This is a genomic window from Roseomonas acroporae, from assembly GCF_023223525.1.
Taxonomy (GTDB): domain Bacteria; phylum Pseudomonadota; class Alphaproteobacteria; order Acetobacterales; family Acetobacteraceae; genus Roseomonas_E; species Roseomonas_E acroporae.
Genome location: NZ_JALPRX010000058.1, coordinates 1 through 19,455 on the forward strand (window position 1 = coordinate 1; position 19,455 = coordinate 19,455).

At 75.1% G+C, this 19,455-nt stretch carries 19 protein-coding genes; 13 read left to right on the plus strand and 6 right to left on the minus strand.

Annotated elements, in window-relative coordinates; all coding sequences use genetic code 11:
- Positions 1–253: 253 nt before the first annotated feature.
- The 4 genes from M0638_RS13935 to M0638_RS13945 are packed head-to-tail and all read right to left on the minus strand — an operon-like array spanning position 254 to position 2,036.
- On the minus strand, positions 254–829 hold the full coding sequence (locus tag M0638_RS13935; RefSeq protein ID WP_248667610.1) for a nitrile hydratase subunit alpha: 576 nt from the start codon (positions 827–829) through the stop codon (positions 254–256).
- Positions 826–1,179 (minus strand): SH3-like domain-containing protein, encoded by a 354-nt coding sequence (locus M0638_RS29105; RefSeq protein ID WP_345893031.1) that lies wholly within the window; start codon positions 1,177–1,179, stop codon positions 826–828. Before M0638_RS29105 ends, M0638_RS13935 begins: the two co-directional genes overlap by 4 nt.
- Positions 1,176–1,499 carry a nitrile hydratase gene (locus tag M0638_RS29110; RefSeq protein ID WP_345893032.1) on the minus strand — a complete coding sequence of 108 codons (324 nt, stop codon included), beginning with the start codon at positions 1,497–1,499 and terminating at the stop codon, positions 1,176–1,178. Before M0638_RS29110 ends, M0638_RS29105 begins: the two co-directional genes overlap by 4 nt.
- 60 nt (positions 1,500–1,559) lie before the next feature.
- Entirely contained in the window at positions 1,560–2,036 is a 477-nt protein-coding gene (locus M0638_RS13945; RefSeq protein WP_248667611.1) for an SH3 domain-containing protein, read from the minus strand.
- A gap of 776 nt (positions 2,037–2,812) precedes the next feature.
- On the opposite strand from M0638_RS13945, the gene M0638_RS13950 reads away from it, so the two are divergent.
- From M0638_RS13950 to M0638_RS13975, 6 genes are all read left to right on the plus strand, one after another.
- Positions 2,813–3,847, plus strand: coding sequence for an NAD(P)-dependent oxidoreductase (locus M0638_RS13950; protein ID WP_248667612.1), 1,035 nt, complete (start codon positions 2,813–2,815; stop codon positions 3,845–3,847).
- A 2-nt stretch (positions 3,848–3,849) separates the two neighbouring features.
- A complete protein-coding gene (locus tag M0638_RS13955; protein WP_248667624.1) occupies positions 3,850–4,815 on the plus strand; it encodes a DMT family transporter in 966 nt (321 codons plus the stop codon).
- Positions 4,816–5,011: 196 nt separating this feature from the next.
- Entirely contained in the window at positions 5,012–5,560 is a 549-nt protein-coding gene (locus M0638_RS13960) for a (2Fe-2S)-binding protein (RefSeq protein WP_248667613.1), read from the plus strand.
- Complete coding sequence (locus M0638_RS13965) at positions 5,557–6,570, plus strand: FAD binding domain-containing protein (RefSeq protein WP_248667614.1); 1,014 nt, start codon at positions 5,557–5,559, stop codon at positions 6,568–6,570. The genes M0638_RS13960 and M0638_RS13965 overlap by 4 nt, the downstream gene beginning before the upstream one ends.
- 2 nt (positions 6,571–6,572) lie before the next feature.
- The gene (locus M0638_RS13970) at positions 6,573–8,798 is read left to right on the plus strand and encodes a xanthine dehydrogenase family protein molybdopterin-binding subunit (RefSeq protein ID WP_248667615.1); all 2,226 of its coding nucleotides are present in this window, start codon (positions 6,573–6,575) and stop codon (positions 8,796–8,798) included.
- Between the two features lie 4 nt (positions 8,799–8,802).
- Positions 8,803–10,419 (plus strand): FAD-dependent oxidoreductase, encoded by a 1,617-nt coding sequence (locus M0638_RS13975; protein WP_248667616.1) that lies wholly within the window; start codon positions 8,803–8,805, stop codon positions 10,417–10,419.
- 217 nt (positions 10,420–10,636) lie between these two features.
- Here M0638_RS13975 and M0638_RS13980 read toward each other — a convergent pair whose 3' ends face one another.
- Positions 10,637–11,821, minus strand: a complete 1,185-nt coding sequence (locus M0638_RS13980) for an MFS transporter (protein WP_248667617.1) — start codon at positions 11,819–11,821, stop codon at positions 10,637–10,639.
- Positions 11,822–11,957: 136 nt separating this feature from the next.
- On the opposite strand from M0638_RS13980, the gene M0638_RS13985 reads away from it, so the two are divergent.
- The 4 genes from M0638_RS13985 (at position 11,958) to M0638_RS14000 (ending at position 14,059) form a co-directional block, all read left to right on the plus strand.
- Positions 11,958–12,245, plus strand: coding sequence for a hypothetical protein (locus M0638_RS13985; protein ID WP_248667618.1), 288 nt, complete (start codon positions 11,958–11,960; stop codon positions 12,243–12,245).
- 219 nt (positions 12,246–12,464) lie between these two features.
- Complete coding sequence (locus tag M0638_RS13990; protein ID WP_248667619.1) at positions 12,465–12,644, plus strand: hypothetical protein; 180 nt, start codon at positions 12,465–12,467, stop codon at positions 12,642–12,644.
- Between the two features lie 195 nt (positions 12,645–12,839).
- The gene (locus M0638_RS13995; RefSeq protein WP_248667625.1) at positions 12,840–13,688 is read left to right on the plus strand and encodes a HesA/MoeB/ThiF family protein; all 849 of its coding nucleotides are present in this window, start codon (positions 12,840–12,842) and stop codon (positions 13,686–13,688) included.
- The gene (locus M0638_RS14000) at positions 13,685–14,059 is read left to right on the plus strand and encodes a DsrE/DsrF/DrsH-like family protein (RefSeq protein WP_248667620.1); all 375 of its coding nucleotides are present in this window, start codon (positions 13,685–13,687) and stop codon (positions 14,057–14,059) included. The genes M0638_RS13995 and M0638_RS14000 overlap by 4 nt, the downstream gene beginning before the upstream one ends.
- 94 nt (positions 14,060–14,153) lie before the next feature.
- On the opposite strand, the gene M0638_RS14005 is transcribed toward M0638_RS14000, so the two are convergent.
- A complete protein-coding gene (locus M0638_RS14005; RefSeq protein WP_248667621.1) occupies positions 14,154–16,364 on the minus strand; it encodes a primosomal protein N' in 2,211 nt (736 codons plus the stop codon).
- A gap of 96 nt (positions 16,365–16,460) precedes the next feature.
- Between M0638_RS14005 and fsa the strand changes: the two genes are divergently transcribed.
- The 3 genes from fsa (at position 16,461) to M0638_RS14020 (ending at position 19,231) form a co-directional block, all read left to right on the plus strand.
- A complete protein-coding gene (fsa, locus tag M0638_RS14010; protein ID WP_248667622.1) occupies positions 16,461–17,114 on the plus strand; it encodes a fructose-6-phosphate aldolase in 654 nt (217 codons plus the stop codon).
- Positions 17,115–17,304: 190 nt separating this feature from the next.
- Positions 17,305–18,027 (plus strand): DUF484 family protein, encoded by a 723-nt coding sequence (locus tag M0638_RS14015; protein ID WP_248667623.1) that lies wholly within the window; start codon positions 17,305–17,307, stop codon positions 18,025–18,027.
- 235 nt (positions 18,028–18,262) lie between these two features.
- Positions 18,263–19,231, plus strand: coding sequence for a tyrosine recombinase XerC (locus tag M0638_RS14020; protein ID WP_248667626.1), 969 nt, complete (start codon positions 18,263–18,265; stop codon positions 19,229–19,231).
- The last annotated feature ends 224 nt before the right edge of the window (positions 19,232–19,455 follow it).

A 19,455-nucleotide genomic window follows, 5' to 3' on the forward strand; every position in this document is an offset into this window, starting at 1 on the left:
GGTGAGTACACCCAGCTTGAAAACGCTCTAGGGCGGCGGGGGAGGGCAAGGCCCCCGCCGCGCGTCTTCCGCCAGGAAGGCCCTGCCCTCCTCCGGCTTCCGCCCGCCGGGAATCCCCGCGGCGCCTGCCCTCTCCGCGTTTGCGGGCGGGGGCCGGGGCGGGCGAAGCCCGGAGGCCGGACGGCGAGTTCCAGGGGCCGCCTGCCCCTGGCCATCTTCCGCTGGCGGGGGTCGGGCGGGGTGCTCTGCCCCGTCAGGGCAGCGCCACCCCCACCAGCACGTCCCGCGTCACCAGCCCGGCCAGCCGCTCCGCCGGCCAGCCCGCCGTGTGCGCCGGCTGAACCGGCAGCACCATCCAGCGGAAGTCGGCGGTGCTGTCCACCACGCGGATCTCCACGCTGTCGGGCAGATGCGTGCCCCATTCCGCCAGCACCGCGCGCGGCTCCCGCACGGCGCGGGCACGGTAGGCGGCCGACTTGTACCAGTGCGGCGGGTAGCCCAGCAGCGCGCGCGGGTAGCAGGAGCAGAGCGTGCAGACGACGAGGTGATGCCGCGTCGCCGTGTCCTCCAGCACGCCGAGCGGCGGCGCGCCGGCCATGGAGACGCCCGCCGCCTCCGCGGCGGCGGTGCCGTCGCGCAGCATCAGGGCGCGGTAGGCGGGATCGGTCCAGGCGCGCGCCACCATGCGCGCGCCGTTCTCGGGGCTGGCGGCGTCGGTGCGCGCGCGCTGCGCGGCCAGCTCGGCCTCCGAGACGATGCCGCGCGCGGCCAGGGCGGCGATCAGCTTCTCCAGATGGGCGATGCTCTCGGGTCGGGCGGGGGCGCTCATGCGGCGGACTCCGGGGCGGCCGGAGCGGACGCGGCGCCCTGCCCGGCCGGCGTGGGGGCGAGGGGCTCCAGCCAGTGCTCGTACAGCTCCACCAGCAGCCCGTCGCCGCCACGGCCATCCGGCCAGAGGGCATCCTGCGCGAAGGCGACGTGGTAGAGCCGGCGCAGCGGCGCCGGGCGGTCGAAGGCCAGGTCCTCGGGGTTGGGATAGGCGCCGAGGTCCCGCTCCACCACCCCGGCCCGCCCGCGCAGGTAGTGCGGCGTGCGGATGTGGCAGGGGCCGCGCCGCTCCGGCCAGTCGTCTCGTACCCGCACCGCGGTGCCGGGCGGGATCGGCGGCCGGTCCGTCACGCCAGCTCCTCCGGCAGCACCACGCCCTTCTCCAGCATCAGCGTGGTGATCGAGCGCAGCCAGCGTTCGTAGTAGGTCATGGCGAGGTACTCGGCCTCGGGGATGGCCTCGATGCCGCGGCGCAGCTCGTCCACGGTCATCAGCCGGCGCGCCGCGAGGTGCTGGCGCAGCGCATCCACCCGGCGGCCGAACTCGTCGGGCGGCTCCTCGTCGCGTTCGACGGGCGTGCAGCGGAAGCGCTGCACGCCGCCCATGTCGTGATGGGCGGCGGGGACGGGTTCCTCGGGAACCCCTCCCGCAGGCTCGGGATCAAGGCTCATGACGCCCAGGCTAGGACCGCCGGCGCACCCGCGTCCAGCGCCGCCGCGCGCCGCGGCCGGTCAGCGCGACTGCTTGACCTCCTCCTCCGGGCCGACGCCCCACAGCTCGGCGCGCCGGATCCAGCCGCGCGCCTCGTTGCGCACCGAGGCCTCGCACCAGGCATTGCCGGCCTCGCAGGCCAGCAGCAGGCCGACCACGCCGGGACGGAGCCGCGCCACCACCGGCGCGCCGTCCTCCGGCCGTCGGCGCAGCGCGCGCTCCTCGCGCACGACGAAGGTGCGCCGGCCCGTCAGGTTGGATTGCCGCACCCAGCCCTCGGTGCCGTCCGGGTCGCGGATGCGCCGCCAGACGTCGAACTCGCGGATGATCGAGACGGGCAATTCGCGCCGCTGGTAGGTCCACTCGATCGGGTACTGCATGCCGGGCCCGGCGCGCAGGTTCACCGCGTCGGAACGCAGCGAGGCGAAGCGCGGCAGCGGCAGGCCGGTGTTGCTGCCCACCTGCGGCTCCGGCGGCGCGGCGGGGCGCGCCGGCACGGCCGGCACCGGCACCGGCGCGGCGACGGGCGGCGCGGCGGGGCGCGCCCCCGGCCGCGGCCGGGCGGCGTCCGGCCTCCGCGGCCCCGATGGCTGCCCCGGCGGCGCACCGGCGGCCGGGCGGCTGCCCGGCGGGGTGGCCGCGCCCGGCCGCGCGGGCTGGGACGTCGCCGCGGGCCGGCCGGCGGGAGCGGCGCCCGGCCGTCCGGCCGACTGCCCGCGGGACTGGTCGGGCGCCGGGGTGGCGGACGGCGCCGCGCGCGACGCGGGCGGGCGCGGCGTCTCAGCCGACCGGGCCGGCGCGGCGGTCGTCGCGGGGCGGGGCGGGGCGGGGCGGGGCGGGGCCGGCTGGGCGGGAGCGGCCGGCCGTGCGGGACGGGCCGGCGCCGCCGGCTGGGAAGGGGCGGCCGGCGCCGCTGGGCGGGCAGGGGCGGCCGGCGCCGGCAGGCTGGGCGGCGCGCCGAGACTCGTCTGCGCCCGTGCCCCGGCGGCTGGCAGGCCACCGGTGGCCAGCGCGCCGGCGAGCAGCACGCGAGCGAGTCGGGACGACGGCAGGCGGGCGGAAGGGGAGCGCATCACGGCAGCGGCATGCCAAGCCGATGCCACGCCGGTCAAGGTGCCGTCGCCGTCTCGCCAAACCCTGCGCCGTGGCGTAAGCCGCCGGAGCCGTGCGCCGCCATGCCCATGGCCCTTCCGGACACCTCCCAGCGACACGGGCAATCCGTCGGACAGGCGGGGTCGCCGGGCCGGGTGCGAGAGGAACCCAAGAGGGAACGATGACCGAGAACCGCTTTCGCGTCGGCTACCTGCAGCACGTGCCGCACCCGGCCTTCCTGGAGGCGGCCGCGGCCGAGCCCTCGCTCGAGATCCGGCGCATCCCGCTCGACCAGCCCGAGGCCGCGATCCACGCCGCCCTCGCCGGGTGCCACGGCTACTACGTCATGGCCGCGCGCGACGAGCTGCCCGCGCCCTGGCACGTCACCACCGCCCTGCTCGCCACGCTGCCGCGCCTGCTGATGGTCTCCTCCTACGGCGCGGGCTACGACCCGGTGGACCGGGACGCCTGCACCGCGGCCGGCGTCGCCCTCTCCAACCAGTCCGGCGGCAACGCCGAGGGCGTCGCCGAGCACGCCGTCGGCATGATGCTGCTGCTGCTCAAGCGCGTGCCGGAATCGCATGCCGCGATGCGGGCCGGCCGGGCCGCCGACCGCGGCGCCTTCCTCGGCCGCGAGATCGTCGGCCGCCCGGTCGGGCTGGTCGGGCTCGGCCATGTCGGGGCGCGCACGGCGGCGATCCTGAACGCCCTCGGCGCCCGGGTGATGGCCTGCGACCCGTATCTCGACGCCGCCGAATGCGCCGCGCGCGGCGCCACGAAGGTCGAGCTGCCCGAGCTGCTCGCCGCCTGCGACGTCGTCAGCCTGCACTGCCCGCGCGACGCGGCGACGCGCGGCCTGTTCGGCGCCGCCGCCTTCGCCGCGATGCGCCCGGGCGCCATCTTCGTCACCACCGCGCGCGGCGGCATCCACGACGAGGCGGCGCTGCTGGCGGCGCTGGAGGCCGGCCATCTCGGCGGCGCCGGACTCGATGTCTGGGACCCCGAGCCGCCGCGGCCCGACGCGCCGCTGCTCGCCCACCCGCTGGTGATCGCGAGCCCGCACACGGCGGGCGTCACGCAGGAGAGCCGCGAGCGCGTCGTCCGCATGGCGGTGGCCGGCTTCGTCGAGGCCGCCGCCGGCCGGCTGCCGCCGCGCCTGCAGAACCCGGCGGTGGCCGGGCGCTTCCTGGAACGCTGGCGCGAGGCCTTCGCGTGACCATGGGCGGCGCCGGCCGGACATCGGCCGGGGCACCGGACGCCGCCGACCCGGCCGCCCCCTCCGCCGCGGCGGCCTCCCGCCCCGTGCCGCCCGAGACGCCGCGCGAGAACGTGCTGCGCGGCATCCTGCTGATCCTCGCCTCGATCTCGCTCTTCTCCTGCTCCGACGCGCTGTCGAAGTACCTGCGCGCCACGCTGCCGGTGGTCGAGATCGTCTGGATCCGCTACGCCGTGTTCGTGGCGATCACGCTGCTGCTGCTCGGCCGCGGCCGCTTCCGCGGCATGCGCGCGCAGCGGCGCGGGCTGCAGGTGATGCGCGGCCTCTGCGTGGTCGGCTCGGCCCTGTTCTTCGTCGTCGGCCTCGGCTACCTGCCGCTCGCCGAGGCGACGGCGATCAACTACGTCGCCCCCACCTTCATCACCCTGCTCTCCATCCCGGTGCTGGGCGAGGTGGTGGGCATACGCCGCTGGGCCGCGCTGCTGGTCGGCTTCGCGGGCGTGCTGATCGTGGTGCAGCCGGGCAGCAGCGCCTTCCAGCCGGCGGCCGTCTTCCCGCTGCTCACCGCCATCGCCTGGGCCGGCGCCGTCGTCATCACCCGCCGCATCGGCACCGCCGACCGGGCGGTAACCACCATGTTCTGGACCGCCGGCACCGGCCTCGCGGTGCTCACCCTGATGCTGCCCTTCTCCTTCCGGATGCCCACCGCCTTCGAGCTGGGCCTCGCCCTGGCGCACGGCGTGCTGGGCTCGGTCGGGCAGATGCTGGTGGTGCAGGCCTACCGCCATGCCGGCGCCTCGGTGCTCGCCCCCTTCTCCTACGGGCAGATCGTCACCTCGGGCCTCGTGGGCTTCCTCGTCTTCGGCTCGGTGCCGGGCAGCGCGATGCTGCTGGGCTCGGCCGTCATCATCGCGAGCGGCCTCTACACCGCGCATCGCGAGCGGGTGCGGGCGCGCGAGCGGCGCTGAGCGGCCCGGTGTCACCGGCCATGTTGCACCGGCGCCGGGGAACGCGGGCGCCCGGCACCGGTTAAGCCACGCAGATCCCGCCGCCGTCACCCTCTCCGCCAACCTGTGGCCCCGTGCCGGCGGACCGGCTGCCGCGCCGGGACATGGGATGCGAGGCGGCCGCGACGCGCCGCCCCCGGGCCGGAGAACGCCGCGCATGAGCGACACCGAAACGCTGACACGCCTATCCACGGCCGACGCCGATGGCGAGAGCGTGACCCTGACCGTGAACGGGGAACGCCACGCGCTGCGCCTCGCGCCCTGGGTGACGCTGCTGGACCTGCTGCGCGAGCGGCTGCACCTGACCGGCACCAAGAAGGGCTGCGACCATGGCCAGTGCGGTGCCTGCACCGTGCTGGTCGATGGCGTACGGATGAATTCCTGCCTGCAACTCGCCGTGATGCGCGACGGGTGCGAGATCACCACGGTCGAGGGGCTGGCGGAGGGCGGCCGCCTGCACCCGGTGCAGGAGGCCTTCATCGAGCAGGACGCCTTCCAGTGCGGCTACTGCACGCCGGGACAGATCTGCTCGGCGGTGGGGCTGATCCGGGAGGGTCATGCCCACACGGCCGAGGAGATACGCGAGCTGATGAGCGGCAATCTCTGTCGCTGCGGCGCCTACACCAACATCGTGGCGGCGATAGAGCAGGCGATGGGCGAGCAGGCGATGGGCGAGCAGCCCGCGGCGCGGGGAGACGGCCGATGAACCGCTTCGGCTACAGCCGCGCCGGCGACGTGGCGGGCGCGGTGCGCGAGCGCGCCGCGAACGGGGCCGCCGCCTTCATCGCCGGCGGCACCAACCTGGTCGACCTGATGAAGGAGAACGTCGCGCGGCCGGAGCGGCTGATCGACGTGACCCGCCTGCCCTTGCGCGGCATCGAGGAGCGCGAGGGCGGGCTGCGCCTCGGCGCCCTCGCCACCAATGCCGAGGTCGCCTACGACGAGCGGGTGCGGGCGCGCTACCCGCTGCTCTCCAGCGCGATCCTGGCCGGCGCCTCGCCGCAATTGCGCAACGCCGCCACCACCGGCGGCAACCTGCTGCAACGAACGCGCTGCTACTACTTCTACGACACGGCCACGCCCTGCAACAAGCGAGAGCCCGGCTCGGGCTGCCCGGCGCGGGAGGGCGTCAACCGCATCCACGCCATCCTCGGCACCAGCGAGCACTGCATCGCCGTGCATCCCTCCGACATGTGCGTGGCGATGGCGGCGCTCGACGCCACGGTGCGGGTGACGGGCGAGGGCGGCGAGCGCGCCATCCCCTTCGCCGAATTCCACCGCCTGCCCGGCGACACGCCCGAGATCGACACCAATCTCGGCCGCGACGAGCTGGTGACGGCGGTGGACCTGCCGGCGGAATCCTTCCCCACCCACTACACCTACCTCAAGCTGCGCGACCGGCTTTCCTACGCCTTCGCGCTGGTCTCGGTGGCGGTGGCGATGGAACTGGACGGCGGCACGATCCGGGAGGCGCGCCTCGCCCTCGGCGGCGTCGCGCACAAGCCCTGGCGCGACCGCGAGGCGGAGGCGCTGCTGCGCGGACAGGCGCCCTCGCCCGAGCTGTTCGCCAGGGTGTCCGACGCCACCCTGCGCGACGCGCGCGGCTTCGGCGGCAACGACTTCAAAATCGGGCTGGCGCGGCAGGCGATCCGCCGCGCCCTCTCCCAGGCGGCGGCCGGCACGCCGCAATCGCAGACCGACAAGCGGGTGCAGTGACCATGGGCCATATCGGAACCCCCACCTCCCGCGTCGACGGCCGCGCCAAGGTCACGGGCACGGCGAGGTACGCGGCGGAGTACGTGGCCCCCGACCTCGCCTACGGCGTCGTCGTGTCGAGCCCGGTGGCACGCGGGAAGATCCGCGCGATCGACGCCTCGGCGGCGCTCGCGGTGCCGGGCGTGGTGCAGGTCTTCACCCACGAGAACCGGCCGAGCCTGGCCTGGTTCAGCCGCTCCTGGCAGGACGAGGTGGCGCCGCCCGGCTCGCCCTTCCGGCCGCTCTACGACAAGGAGATCCACTACAGCGGCCAGCCCGTCGCGCTGGTGGTGGCCGAGGAGTTCGAGGCGGCGCGCCACGCCGCCACGCTGCTGCGCATCGAGTACGAGACGCTGCCGCACGCCACCGACCTCGGCGCGGCGCGCGAGGAGGCCTACGAGCCGCGCAAGAAGCGTTCCGGCATCCCGCCGCCCGCCAAGCCGCGCGGCGACGCGCAGGCGGGGTACGAGGCCGGCGCGGTGAAGCTGGAGGCCGAGTACCGCCACGGCTTCGAGCACCACAACCCGATGGAGATGCACGCCGCCACCGTGGTGTGGGAGGGCGACGGCCGGATCACCGTCTACGACAAGACGCAGGGCTCGCAGAACTGCCAGAGCTACATCCACAACGTGTTCGGCATCCCGTCGGACCAGGTGCGGGTGGTGAACGCCTATGTGGGCGGCGCCTTCGGCTCCGGCCTGCGGCCGCACTACCAGCTCTTCCTCGCGGTGATGGCGGCGACGCAGCTCGAACGCTCGGTGCGCGTGGTGCTGACGCGCCAGCAGATGTTCACCTTCACCCACCGCCCGGACACCATCCAGAAGATGGCCCTGGCGGCGGACGCCGACGGGAAGCTGACCGCCTTCCGGCACGAGGCGGTGCAGAACACCTCGCGCTTCGAGGACTACCAGGAAGCCGTCGTCAACTGGGCTGGCCTGCTCTACAAGTGCGACAACACGCTGTTCGACTACAGGCTGGCGCAGCTCGACCTGCCGACCCCGGGCGACATGCGCGCGCCGGGCGCCGCCACCGGCCTGATCGGCATCGAGTGCGCGATGGACGAGCTCGCCTACGCGGCGAAGCTCGACCCGCTCGAATTCAGGCTGCGCAACTACTCCGAGATCGATCAGGACAACAACAGGAAGTACACCAGCAAGGCGCTGCGCGAAGCCTACCACATCGGCGCGGAGCGCTTCGGCTGGGGCCGGCGGAGCATGGCGCCGGGCTCCATGCGCGAGGGCGGCGAGCTGATCGGCTGGGGCATGGCGACCGGCGTGTGGGAGGCGATGATGATGAAGACCGCCGCCAACGCCGTGCTGCACGCCGATGGCCGCGTCGAGGTCGCCTGCGCCACCTCCGACATCGGCACCGGCACCTACACCATCCTGGCCCAGATCGCCGCCGAGGCGCTGGGCGTGGACCTCGCGCGCGTCACCGTGCGCATCGGGGATTCCGACCTGCCGAAGTCGCCGGTGTCGGGCGGCTCCTGGACCGCCGCCTCGGCCGGCGCCGCCGTGGACGCGGCCTGCCAGGCGCTGCGCAAGTCGCTGTTCAAGCTGGCGCGCGGCATGGACGATTCGCCGCTCGCCAATGCCAGCCTGGACCGCGTGGTGTTCGACGGCGGCGCCATCCGCCTCGCCGACGACGAGGCGCGCGCCGTCGCGCTGACCGACGTGCTGACCGCGCACCACCTCTCGCTGGTGGAGGAGGAGGGCGCGGCGAGCCCCAGCATGATCAGCAGCATGCGCTACTCCCGCTACACCCATTCCGCCGTCTTCGCGGAGGTGCGGGTGGATGCGCAGCTCAAGGTGGTCCGCGTGACGCGCATCGTGAACGCGGTGGCGGCGGGGCGCATCCTCAACCCCAAGACGGCGCGCAGCCAGATCCTCGGCGGCGTGGTGATGGGCATGGGCATGGCGCTGTACGAGGAGACCATGCCCGACCACCGGTTCGGCCGCTTCATGAACCACAATCTCGCCGAGTACCATGTCGCCGCCCATGCCGACGTCCAGGGCATCGACGTGATCTTCGTGGACGAGCCGGACGAGGAGGTGAGCCCGCTCGGCGTGAAGGGGCTGGGCGAGATCGGCATCGTCGGCACGCCGGCGGCGATCGCCAACGCCATCTTCCACGCCACCGGCAAGCGGGTCCGCGAGCTGCCGATCACCATCGACAAGCTCCTGGACTGAGGCCGTGCCGGCACCGGCCGGGGTCGCGCTCGGCACGCTGGACTCGCTGCCGCCCGGCACGATGCGCGAGGTCGGCACGCCGGGTGGTCCGGTGCTGCTGCTCCGCCGCACGGATGGAAGCGTGCACGCGCTCGGCGCGCGCTGCCCGCATGCCGGCGCGAAGCTCGCCGACGGCCTGCTGTGCGGCGACCGGCTGCTCTGCCCCTGGCACCAGGGCGTGTTCCGGGTTTCCGACGGCGCGATGCTCGACCCGCCGCCGCTGGACGGGCTGCCACGCTACGAGGTGCGTGTCGAGGACGGCACGATCCGTGCCCTGCTGCCGGCCGGCGACCTGCCGGAGGCCGCGCCGGCCGCGCGGGCGACGGCGGGCAACGACCCGCGCGTCTTCATCGTGCTCGGCGCCGGGGCGGCCGGCGCGGCGGCGGCCGAGGCGCTGCGCGAGGCGGGGTTCGGCGGCCGCGTGCTGCTGATCTCGGCGGAGCCCTACCTGCCCTACGACCGCACGCAGCTCAGCAAGGACCATCTGGCCGGCAGCTTCCCGGCCGGGAAGCTGCCGTTGCGCGACGCGGACCATTACCGGCGCCTCGGCATCGACACCCTGACGCGCGAGGTCGTCGACGTCGAGGCGCCGGCGCGCCGGCTGCGTTTCGCGGATGGCGGGACGCTGGACTGCGACGCGCTGCTGCTGGCGACGGGTGGCGTGCCGCGCCGCCCGCGCATCCCGGGCGCGACGCTGCCCGGCGTGCATCTGCTGCGCGGGCGCGGCGATGCCGCCGCGCTCATCGCCGCGGCGACGGGGGCACGCCACGCGGCGGTGCTGGGCGGCGGCTTCATCGGGCTCGAGGCCGCCTGGGCCCTGCGCCAGCGCGGCCTCGCGGTGACGGTGGTGTCGCCGGAGGCGCTGCCGCTCGCGGACCGGCTGGGCGAGCCGGTGGCGCGGCTGCTGGCCTCGCTGCACCGACGGCACGGCACCACGCTGCATCTCGGCGCGCGGGCATTCCGCATCGAGCCGGGTGCCGGCGGCCGGGCCGCCGAGCTCGTGCTGGAGGACGGCGCCCGCGTCGCGGCGGATCTGTTCCTGATCGGCGCCGGCATCGAGCCGGCCACCGGCCTGCTGTCGGGTCTGGCCACGGAGCACGGCGCGGTGCCGGTGGACCGCTTCCTGCGCACCGCCCTCCCCGACGTGTACGCGGCGGGCGACATCGCCCTGTTCCCCGATGCCCGTACCGGCGAGCGGCTGCGCGTCGAGCACTGGCGCGTCGCCATGCAGCAGGGGCGCGTCGCCGCCCTGAACATGGCCGGGCGCGCGACCGCCTTCGACGCCGTGCCGTTCTTCTGGACGGCGCAGTGCGGCCTGCGCTTCGGCTATGTCGGCCATGCCGGGAAGCCCGACCGGGTCGTCGTCGATGGCGACCTGTCGCCGGAGGCCGTGTCGCACGGCGGCGAGTTCATCGCCTACCTGATCGTCGGCGACACGGTGCGGGCCGCCGTCGCCTGCGGGCGCGAGCGGGACATGGCGGCGCTGCACGAGCTGTTCCGCCTCGGCCGCCCACCCCGCTGCGACGCCCCGGATGCCGTACCGGCGCCGCCGCTCCCGCTGCTGCGCGAAGCGGGCTGCTGAAGCGGGCAGGAAGCGCGGTGCCGCCCGGCCATCCGCCGCGCGGGCTCCCCGACCCACCGGCTGCGGGACACGATGCGTCGGAGCGATGCGCCGCCCGGACGCGGCCAGCGCTGGCGGTGGCCGGCTCCCCTCCCCGTTCCGGGAGCGTCCGGCGGCGTCCGGCCCGGGTGGCCGGTCGCGGAGGTCCGCGGCGACGGGCCGCGTCCGGCGCGCCGGCTCAGCGGCGGCCGAGGCGGACGCCCAGCGTCGCGAGGCCGAGCGCGGCGAGGATCAGCGTCGGCAGCAGCCCGGGGCCGGCGAGGCCGAGGCCGAACAGCACGGGACCCAGCGTCTGGCCCAGGAAGAAGGAGCTGGCATGCAGGGCCATGGCGGAGCCGCGCGCCTGCGGCGCCAGCTCGGTGGCACGCGCTTGGATCGAGTTGTGCAGCATGTAGAAGCTGAAGCCGAGCAGCAGCGAGGCGGCGACGAAGCCGGGCCAGCCCGTCGCCAGCCCGTAGCCGAGCAGCGCCAGCCCCGCGCCGGCCCCGCCCAGCATCACCATCCGCCGCTGCCCCACCCGGGCGAGCAGGGGCCGCGCCAGCATCGCGTAGCCCAGCCCGCCGATGCCGAAGGCGCCCACCACCAGGCCGGCCTCGGGCGGTCCGCCCAGGCCCCGCCTCGCCAGCAGCGGCGCGAGATAGGGGAACAGGCCGAAGACCAGCAGCCCCTCGGTGAACACCGCGCCGAACAGCAGGCGCGCCGCGGGGCTGGCCAGCAGGGCGCGGTAGCGGCGCAGCGCCAGGGCGAGGTCGAAGCGGTGACGCGCCTCCGGCGGCTCGCCGCGCAGCGAGGCGCGGATCAGCCATGCCGCCACCAGCGCCGAGGCGGCGCAGATCAGCATCACCCCGCGCCAGCCGACCCACGGCTCCAGCACCCCCGACATGGCGCCGCCCAGCACCTGCCCGCCGATCGCCAGCGCCAGGAAGCGGCTGATCACCAATTGCCGCTCCGTCAGCGGCGTCCGGTCGCCGAGCGCCGCCAGCGCCAGCGGCGTGACGCCGCCCGCCGCCATCCCCGCCAGGAATCGTCCGGCGAGGAGCGACTCGAAGCCCGGCGCCAGGGCGCAGGCTGCCAGCGCCAGACCCAGCAGCAGCAGGCAGCCGACGATCACCCGCAGCTTGCCCGCCGCCTCGCCCACCGGCCCGAGCACCGGCTGGACGCCGGCGAACGGCAGGGCGAAGGCGCTGCTCAGCAGCGCCGCCGCCTCCGGCGTCACGCCGAGGTCGTGCGACAGCACCCCGACCAGCGGATCGGTGGAACGGGAGGCGAGGGAGCCGGCGAAGCCGCCGAGACCGAGGATCAGGCCGAGGCGATGGGCCCGCGACGCGGCCTCCGTCGCCTGCGGAAGCGGGCCGTCCGACATCCGCCCATGCTGGGGCAGTCGGCGCGGCGGCGCAACGTGGCGGCCGGGAGCGGAGGAGGCCGGCCGGCGTTAACGAACGGGTCATTCTCCGAGACTAGATCTCAACGGGAGAGACACGGATCGGAAATCGGCGCGGATGATGGTGGCTCAGATCCAGGGTGTGATCGCGGGTCCGCTCGCGGACTGGCGGCAAGGGCCAGGGGCACGCCCCTCCTGGGAAGGCCGGCTGCGCCGCTCGGCCCGGCGCGTCGGCCGACTGCTGCTGAACCTGCTGATGCTGGCGCTCTGCAGCACCACGCTGCTCTCGCTGCTGGTCGTCGCCTACTCGGTCAAGCGGGCCCTCGGCCTCGACCTGATCCCCGGCGTGGACATGCTGCCCGACGAAGCGATCGAGGCCCTGCTCTGGGGTGGCTCCGGGTCCTGAACCACCCGCATGCCTGGGGCGCGCCGGAGGCGGAACCCGCCGCTCCGGCCGGGATGTCGCGGGCCGGGCCCGGTTCGCTGACGCAACATCACAGATCTTTGTTTCGTTCATCCCTTTCCGTTTCACGCGACTCGCCATAGCTCAGCTTGCCGGACGCATGACGGCGTCGCGACGTTGCGGGGAGCCTTGAACGAAGGCGCGACGCCCGGGGGAAACGACATGTACATCGCGCCTTACCATGCGCTCGAACCGGCCCTGGACCGGTCTGCCCTGCTGCGGGGGTTCGCCGCGCCCAAGGATTCGCCGGAGGGCCGGAGCGGCCTCCTGCCGTCCCGCGGCATCGTGTTCGGCCTCGCCCTCTCCGCTCCCTTCTGGCTCCTGCTCCTGCTTCTCCTCTGAGGGCCAAGCTTTCCCTGGGGGCCGCCCCTGGGGGCCGCGCCGGGACCCTGGGGCCGTCGCGGGGCGGGGAGCCGCGAACGGGCCCGCCCGTGCGGCGGCACCCGACCCGGCCTCCACCCGGACCACTCCCACGCCGGCGCCGCCACGGCCGGGCCCCGCTTGCGGCGAGGCACCGGCACCGCCCATATCGGCGCCATGAACCTCGACTTCTCCGACGAAGAGCTGTCGCGCTACTCCCGCCATATCCTGCTGGAGGAGGTTGGCGCCGTCGGGCAGGCGCGGCTGCGACAGGCCCGCGTGCTGGTGGTCGGCGCCGGCGGCCTCGGCTCGCCGCTCGCCCTCTACCTGGTCGCGGCGGGCATCGGCACGGTCGGCCTCGTCGACCACGACAGGCTCGAACTGTCGAACCTGCAGCGCCAGGTCGTCCACGACACCGGGCGGCTCGGCTGGAACAAGGCCGAGAGCGCCGCCGAGACGCTGCGCCGGCTGAATCCCGACGTCCGGGTGGAGATCCACCCGCACCGGCTCGACGCCGACACCGTCCCGGCGCTGATCGAGGGCTACGACATCGTCTGCGACGGCACCGACAACTTCCCCACCCGCTTCCTGCTCGGCGATGCCTGCCACCTGCACGGCCGCACGCTGGTCTCGGCGGCGGTGCTGCGCTTCGAGGGCCAGCTCGCCACCTTCCGCTCGCATGACCGGCCGGAAGGCCGCCGCACCTTCCCCTGCCACCGCTGCCTGCATCCCGAGCCGCCGCCGGAGGGGCTGGTGCCCACCTGCTCCGAGGCCGGCGTGCTGGGCGCCGTGACCGGCGTGATGGGCACGCTGCAGGCCACGGAGGTGCTGAAGGAGATCCTCGGGATCGGGGAATCGCTCGCCGGGCGGCTGCTGCTCTGGAACGCGCTCGACGCGCGCTTCCGCACCGTGCGCCTGCCGCCCGATCCGGGCTGCGCGCTGTGCGGCCCGGACGCCACCATCCGCGACCTCGACGCGCATCGCGACGAGCGGCCGACGGCCGGCGCCGAGATGCGTCCGGCATGAGCACGCCGCTCGGGGTGCTGCTGCTGGCCGGCGACCATGTGCGCGCGCACTACGCGCTGGTGATGGCCACCGGCGCCGCGGCGCTGGGACGCGAGGTGGTGCTGTTCGCCACCGATGCCGGCTGCCACCTGCTGCGGCGCGACCCGCCGCTGCTGGACGATCCGCGCGAGGCGCTGCTCGCCGCGCGCGGCGTGGCCACGATCGGCACGCTGCTGGAGGCGGCCGCCGAGCTGGGCATCCGCCGGATCGCCTGCGAGGCGGGGCTGCGCGCGGTGGGGCTGGAGGCTGCGGCGCTGGCACCCGGGGTGGAGCTGGCCGGCGTGGCGACCTTCCTGTCGGCGGTGGGCGCGGGGCAGCTGGTGTCGTTCTGACCGCACGCGCGGAGAAGGGCGCGCCCGCCCTGTCGCCGGTCCCTTGACGAGGCCCGCGACGATGCCTGCCGGCACGGCGGTTCCCGCCCTGCGGCTACAGGAACCCCACCGGGTCCACGTCCACCTGCACCTTCACGTTTCCCGGCACCTCCACCCGCGCCAGCCACTCGCGCAGGATCGGCTGCACCGCGATGTCGCGCCGGGTCTTCAGCAGCAGCCGCCGCCGGTGCCGCCCGCGCAGCAGCGCCAGCGGCGCCGGGGCCGGCCCCAGCACCTGCACCCCCTCCCCGCCCGGCGCCGCCAGCCCGAGGTCGCGCGCCGTGCGGTCCGCGTCCCGCTCCTCCTCGGCGGACACGATCAGCGCGGCGAGCCGGCCGAAGGGCGGCCAGTGGCCGGGCCGGCGCGTCTCCGCCTCGGCCGCCATGAAGGCGTCGAGGTCGCCGGAAAGCAGCGCCTGCATCACTGGGTGCTCCGGGCTGAAGGTCTGCAGCAGCACCCGCCCCGGCATCTCGGCGCGCCCGGCGCGGCCGGCCACCTGATGCAGCAGCTGCACCGTGCGCTCCGCCGCGCGCAGGTCGCCGCCGGCGAGGCCGAGATCGGCATCCACCACGCCCACCAGCGTCAGGTGCGGGAAGTGCCAGCCCTTGGCGACGATCTGGGTGCCGATGATGAGATCGACCTCGCGCTCGGCGATGGCGCGCGCCGCCTCGGCGGCGGCGGCGGGACCGGGGATGGTGTCGGAGGCCATGACGAGGCGCCGCGCCTCCGGCCAGAGCGTGCCCGCCTCCTCCAGCACCCGCTCCACGCCGGGTCCGACGGCGGCCAGGAAGCCTTCGGCGCCGCATTCCGGGCAGTGCTGCGGCACCGGCTCGGCATGGCCGCAATGGTGGCATTGCAGCCGCTTCTGCGCGCGGTGCTCCACCAGCCAGGCGGTGCAGTTCGGGCAGCGCAGCCGGTGGCCGCAGGCGCGGCACAGCGTCAGCGGCGCGTAGCCGCGACGGTTGAGGAACAGCATCGCCTGCTCGCCGCGCGCCAGCGTCCCGCCGACCGCCTCCACCAGCTTCGGGCTGATGAAGCGGCCGCGCTCCGGCGGGTCGCGGCGCAGGTCGACCAGCGAGATCGCCGGCAGGGTCGCGCCGCCATGCCGCTCGCTGAGGTGGCGGTGCGCGTAGCGGCCGGTCTCGGCGTTGGTCAGCGTCTCCAGGCTCGGCGTGGCCGAGACCAGCACGCAGGCGGCGTCGGAGAGGCGGGCGCGCACCACCGCCATGTCGCGCGCGTGGTAGACCACGCCCTCCTCCTGCTTGAACGCCGTCTCGTGCTCCTCGTCCACCACGACCAGGCCGAGATCGGGATAGGGCAGGAACAGCGCCGAGCGGGCGCCCACCAGCACCGGCGCCTCGCCCTCGGCCACGGCGCGCCAGGTGCGCCGCCGCGTGCGCGAGGTCAGCTCCGAGTGCCACAGCGCCGGGTTCACCCCGAAGCGGGCGCGGAAGCGGTCCAGCCACTGCGCCGAGAGCGCGATCTCCGGCAGCAGCACCAGCGCCTGCCGCTTCTGCCGCAGGCATTCGGCGACGGCGTCGAGATACACCTCCGTCTTGCCCGAGCCGGTGACGCCGGTCAGCAGCGTCACGCCGTACTGCCGCGCCGCCACCGCCGCCTCCAGCGCCGCCGCCGCCGCGCGCTGCTCCGTGCCCAGGCGCGGCTGCGCGTGGTCCGGGTCGGGGGGGGCGAATTCCAGCGGCCGCGGCAGCAGCGCCGGGCGCAGCCAGCCGCCATCGGCCATGCCGCGCAGCACGCCGGGCTTCACCCCGGCGCGCTCGGCGATCAGGTTGCCCGGCAGCACCTCGCCGGGCCGCAGCGCGTCCAGCACGCGCTGCCGCTCGGGCGTGACGCGCCCGGTGGGCGGCGGCGCGTTGCTGCCCGGGCCGGTGGCGAGCGTCCAGCCGGCCTGCGGCGCCGGCGGCTCCAGCGCGGCGGGGGCGCTCATCGCCATGCGCAGCACCGCGCCCGGCGGGCTCAGCGTGTACTGCGCCACCCATTCGACGAAGCGGCGCAGGCTCGCCGTCATCGGCGGCACGTCGTAGGCGTGCAGCACGTCGCGCAGCTTCCGCTCGGGCAGGTCCGGGTCGGCCTCGCCATCCCACACCACGCCGAGCGTCTCGCGCCCGTTCAGCGGCACCGCCACGAAGTCCCCCGGTTGCAGCCGCATGCCGGGCGGCACCCGGTAGTCGTAGGCGCCGGCCAGGGGCAACGGCAGCAGGACACGCACCCGTGGCGAAATTGCCACAAGGATTGTGTCGTTCATGTCTCTTTGCTTCCGCCGGCCGTATGCCATCGGGTATGCTCTATCTGGAACAAAACCTAAACGATGTTCCTGATATAGTGCGAAGGTCCCCCCGCCATGAAGTTCTTCGTCGATACCGCCGACGTATCCGAGATCCGCTCCCTCGCCGAGGCTGGTCTGGTTGACGGGGTCACGACCAACCCGAGCCTGGTCGCCAAGTCCGGTCGCAAGATCGCCGAGGTGATCGCCGAGATCTGCGACGTAACCCCCGGCCCGGTCTCGGCCGAGGTCACGGCGACCGACCTGGAGGGCATGCTGTCCGAAGGCCGCTACCTGGCCAAGATCGCCGACAACGTCGCCGTGAAGGTGCCGCTGACCGAGGCCGGGCTGCGCGCCTGCCGCACGCTGCGCGACGAGGGCACCATGGTCAACGTCACCCTCTGCTTCACGCCGCAGCAGGCGCTGCTGGCCGCCAAGGCGCGCGCCACCTTCATCTCGCCCTTCATCGGCCGGCTCGACGACATCGGCCAGGACGGGATGACGCTGATCGACGACATCATGCAGATCTACAGCCACTACGACTTCGAGACGGAAGTGCTGGTGGCCTCGGTGCGCAACCCGCTGCACATCGTCCGCGCCGCCAAGCTCGGCGCCCATGTCGCCACCCTGCCCCCGTCCGTGATCCGCGCCCTGTTCAAGCACCCGCTGACCGACAAGGGCCTCGAGGCCTTCCTCGCGGACTGGAAGAAGACCGGCCAGAGCATCCTCTGATCCCGGGATCGCCCACCGGCCCCGGCGGGCGCGCCCGCCGGGGCCGGCCTGAACGGTGCGCTATCGCACAGACAGGGTGGCGCCGCCTGCCGCAAGCTGTGCCCTCCGGCGGACCGAGGCGCCCGGATTGCAGATCCTCCCCTTCTCCACGGCAATCCCGCCGGATCCCCTTCACGCCGGAGGCGCGCCCATGAGCGCTGCTGTCCAGTACGCGGGCCAAGAAACCGACGCGGACGCCGTTGCCGCCTGGTTGCGCTCGAACCCGAACTTCCTGGCCGAGCGGCCCGAGCTGTACCGGGTGCTGGCCCCGCCACGCCGCGTGCACGGCGAGCGCGTCACCGACCACATGGCGGCGATGCTCAACGCCGAACGGCAGCGCGTCCGGGCGCTGGAGGCGGAGATGGACAGCGCCCTGGCCACCGGGCGCGCCACCGCCGGCCTCGCCATCCGCGTCCGCCTCGCCGTGCTGGCGCTGATGCGCGCGCAGGACGTGCACGAGGTGGTGCGGGAGGAGATCCCGGCGCTGCTCGGGCTCGCGAGCTGCACCCTGGCCGCCGAGCCCAGCCGCCGCGAGGCGCCGGAGCGGGCGCGGCCGCGCCTCGCCCTGCTGCCCGAGAGCACGGTCGCCTGGGCCCGGCCGGGCTTCCTGCCGCTGCCGCGCGGCGCGGTGGCGCGGCTGCTCGGCCCGGGCCGCGACGCGGTGGTCCGCACCCGCCCCGAGGACCTCGAGATGCTCCACGCCGAGGCCGCCTCGCTGGTGCAGCGCGACGCGCTGGTGCGGGTGCCCGACTCCTCCGGCATCCCCACCCTGCTGGTGCTCGGCGCGCGCGACCTCGTCTCGCTGCCGCCACGCCAGTCCACCGCGACGCTGGCCTTCCTCGGCCGCGCCGTCGCCGCCGCCCTGGCGCGTTGAGCCGACGCCCGCCCCGCCCGGAGAGCCGCCGGCCGGGCGACCCGGGTCGTCCCGTCGGCCGCCACGGCGACGGGCCCCACGGGGCATCGCGGGTCCGGTCGGCGGCACGCCCGTGACGGGGCGCGCCCGGCGACGCCCGGCCGACGGCAACGCCCTCGCCGCCCCGGCCGTGCCGGCCGACCTCGCTGCCCCGGCCGTGCCGGCCGACATGGCCGCCCCGGCCGTACCGGCCGCCATGACCGACGGGGACGCGATCAGCGGCCTCGCCTGCCGCGCCGCCTATCTCGACTGGCTGGCCGGTGAGCGCCGGGCTGCCGCCAACACGGTCGAGGCCTATGGCCGCGACCTCGCCGACCTGCTCGGCTTCCTGACGCACCATCTCGGCGGCGAGCCGGACCTCGCGGCGCTGGCCGCGCTGCGGCCGCAGGACCTGCGCGCCTTCCTGGCCCACCGCGCCGACCGGAACGACGGCGCCGCGACCCGGGCACGCAAGCTGGCCGCGGCCCGCGGCTTCCTGCGCCACCTCGCGCGCCGGCACGGCTTCCCGCCGCTGGCGCTGGCCGGCCTGCGCGGCCCGCGCCCGAAGCCGCCCATGCCCCGCGCCCTGACGCCGGACCAGGCCATCGCCGTGACGCATTCGGTGGGCGAGACGCAGGACGACCCGGCCCTCGCCGCACGCGACGCGGCGCTGTTCACCCTGCTCTACGGCGGCGGGCTGCGGATCGGCGAGGCGCTGGCGCTCGACCTGCGGGACCTGCCGCCCGCCGGCAGCGACTCGGCGCTGCGCGTCCGCGGCAAGGGCGGGCGCGAGCGGCTGGTGCCGCTGCTGCCCGCGGTCCGCGCGGCGCTCTCGGCGCTGCTGCGTCACCGCGCCGGGGCCACCCCGGATTCGCCCCTCTTCCTCGGCGCGCGCGGCGGGCGCCTCGATCCGGCCGTGGCGCAGAAGGTGCTGCGCGAATTCCGGCGCCGCGAGGGGCTGCCGGAATCGGCCACCCCGCACGCGCTGCGCCATTCCTTCGCCACCCATCTGCTGGGCGGCGGCGCCGACCTGCGCGCCATCCAGGAATTACTGGGCCATGCCAGCCTGTCGACGACGCAGCGCTACACCGCGGTGGACGCGGCGCGGCTGCTCGCGACCTGGCAGGCGGCGCATCCGCGGGCGGACGGAAAAGGCCGTTCGGAGAAGCCGTCGGGTGGCGGCTAGAGCATTTTCAAGCTGAGCGTCCTCGCTCAGCGGCTCGGAAAATGCGAAAAATCAAAAGGCTAGAGCCGTTCCGGCCTGATACAGTCAGGCTGGATCGGCTCTAAGCGGAACTCCGGAGGTTCGCGCATGACCGGAGGGCCATGCGGACCGGCGTAATCCGCCCGCGCCGGGATCCGGCCGTCGGGCAGGCGACGCCGGCCTGCCCTAGTGCGGTTCCCGCCTGA

Coding starts and splice junctions, on each gene's coding strand:
- M0638_RS13935 (WP_248667610.1), bottom strand. CDS start 829: ATGAGCGCCCCCGCCCGACCCGAGAGCATCGCCCATCTGGAGAAGCTG.
- M0638_RS29110 (WP_345893032.1), bottom strand. CDS start 1,499: ATGAGCCTTGATCCCGAGCCTGCGGGAGGGGTTCCCGAGGAACCCGTC.
- M0638_RS13950 (WP_248667612.1), top strand. CDS start 2,813: ATGACCGAGAACCGCTTTCGCGTCGGCTACCTGCAGCACGTGCCGCAC.
- M0638_RS13955 (WP_248667624.1), top strand. CDS start 3,850: ATGGGCGGCGCCGGCCGGACATCGGCCGGGGCACCGGACGCCGCCGAC.
- M0638_RS13960 (WP_248667613.1), top strand. CDS start 5,012: ATGAGCGACACCGAAACGCTGACACGCCTATCCACGGCCGACGCCGAT.
- M0638_RS13965 (WP_248667614.1), top strand. CDS start 5,557: ATGAACCGCTTCGGCTACAGCCGCGCCGGCGACGTGGCGGGCGCGGTG.
- M0638_RS13970 (WP_248667615.1), top strand. CDS start 6,573: ATGGGCCATATCGGAACCCCCACCTCCCGCGTCGACGGCCGCGCCAAG.
- M0638_RS13980 (WP_248667617.1), bottom strand. CDS start 11,821: ATGTCGGACGGCCCGCTTCCGCAGGCGACGGAGGCCGCGTCGCGGGCC.
- M0638_RS13985 (WP_248667618.1), top strand. CDS start 11,958: ATGATGGTGGCTCAGATCCAGGGTGTGATCGCGGGTCCGCTCGCGGAC.
- M0638_RS13990 (WP_248667619.1), top strand. CDS start 12,465: ATGTACATCGCGCCTTACCATGCGCTCGAACCGGCCCTGGACCGGTCT.
- M0638_RS13995 (WP_248667625.1), top strand. CDS start 12,840: ATGAACCTCGACTTCTCCGACGAAGAGCTGTCGCGCTACTCCCGCCAT.
- M0638_RS14000 (WP_248667620.1), top strand. CDS start 13,685: ATGAGCACGCCGCTCGGGGTGCTGCTGCTGGCCGGCGACCATGTGCGC.
- M0638_RS14005 (WP_248667621.1), bottom strand. CDS start 16,364: ATGAACGACACAATCCTTGTGGCAATTTCGCCACGGGTGCGTGTCCTG.
- fsa (WP_248667622.1), top strand. CDS start 16,461: ATGAAGTTCTTCGTCGATACCGCCGACGTATCCGAGATCCGCTCCCTC.
- M0638_RS14015 (WP_248667623.1), top strand. CDS start 17,305: ATGAGCGCTGCTGTCCAGTACGCGGGCCAAGAAACCGACGCGGACGCC.
- M0638_RS14020 (WP_248667626.1), top strand. CDS start 18,263: ATGACCGACGGGGACGCGATCAGCGGCCTCGCCTGCCGCGCCGCCTAT.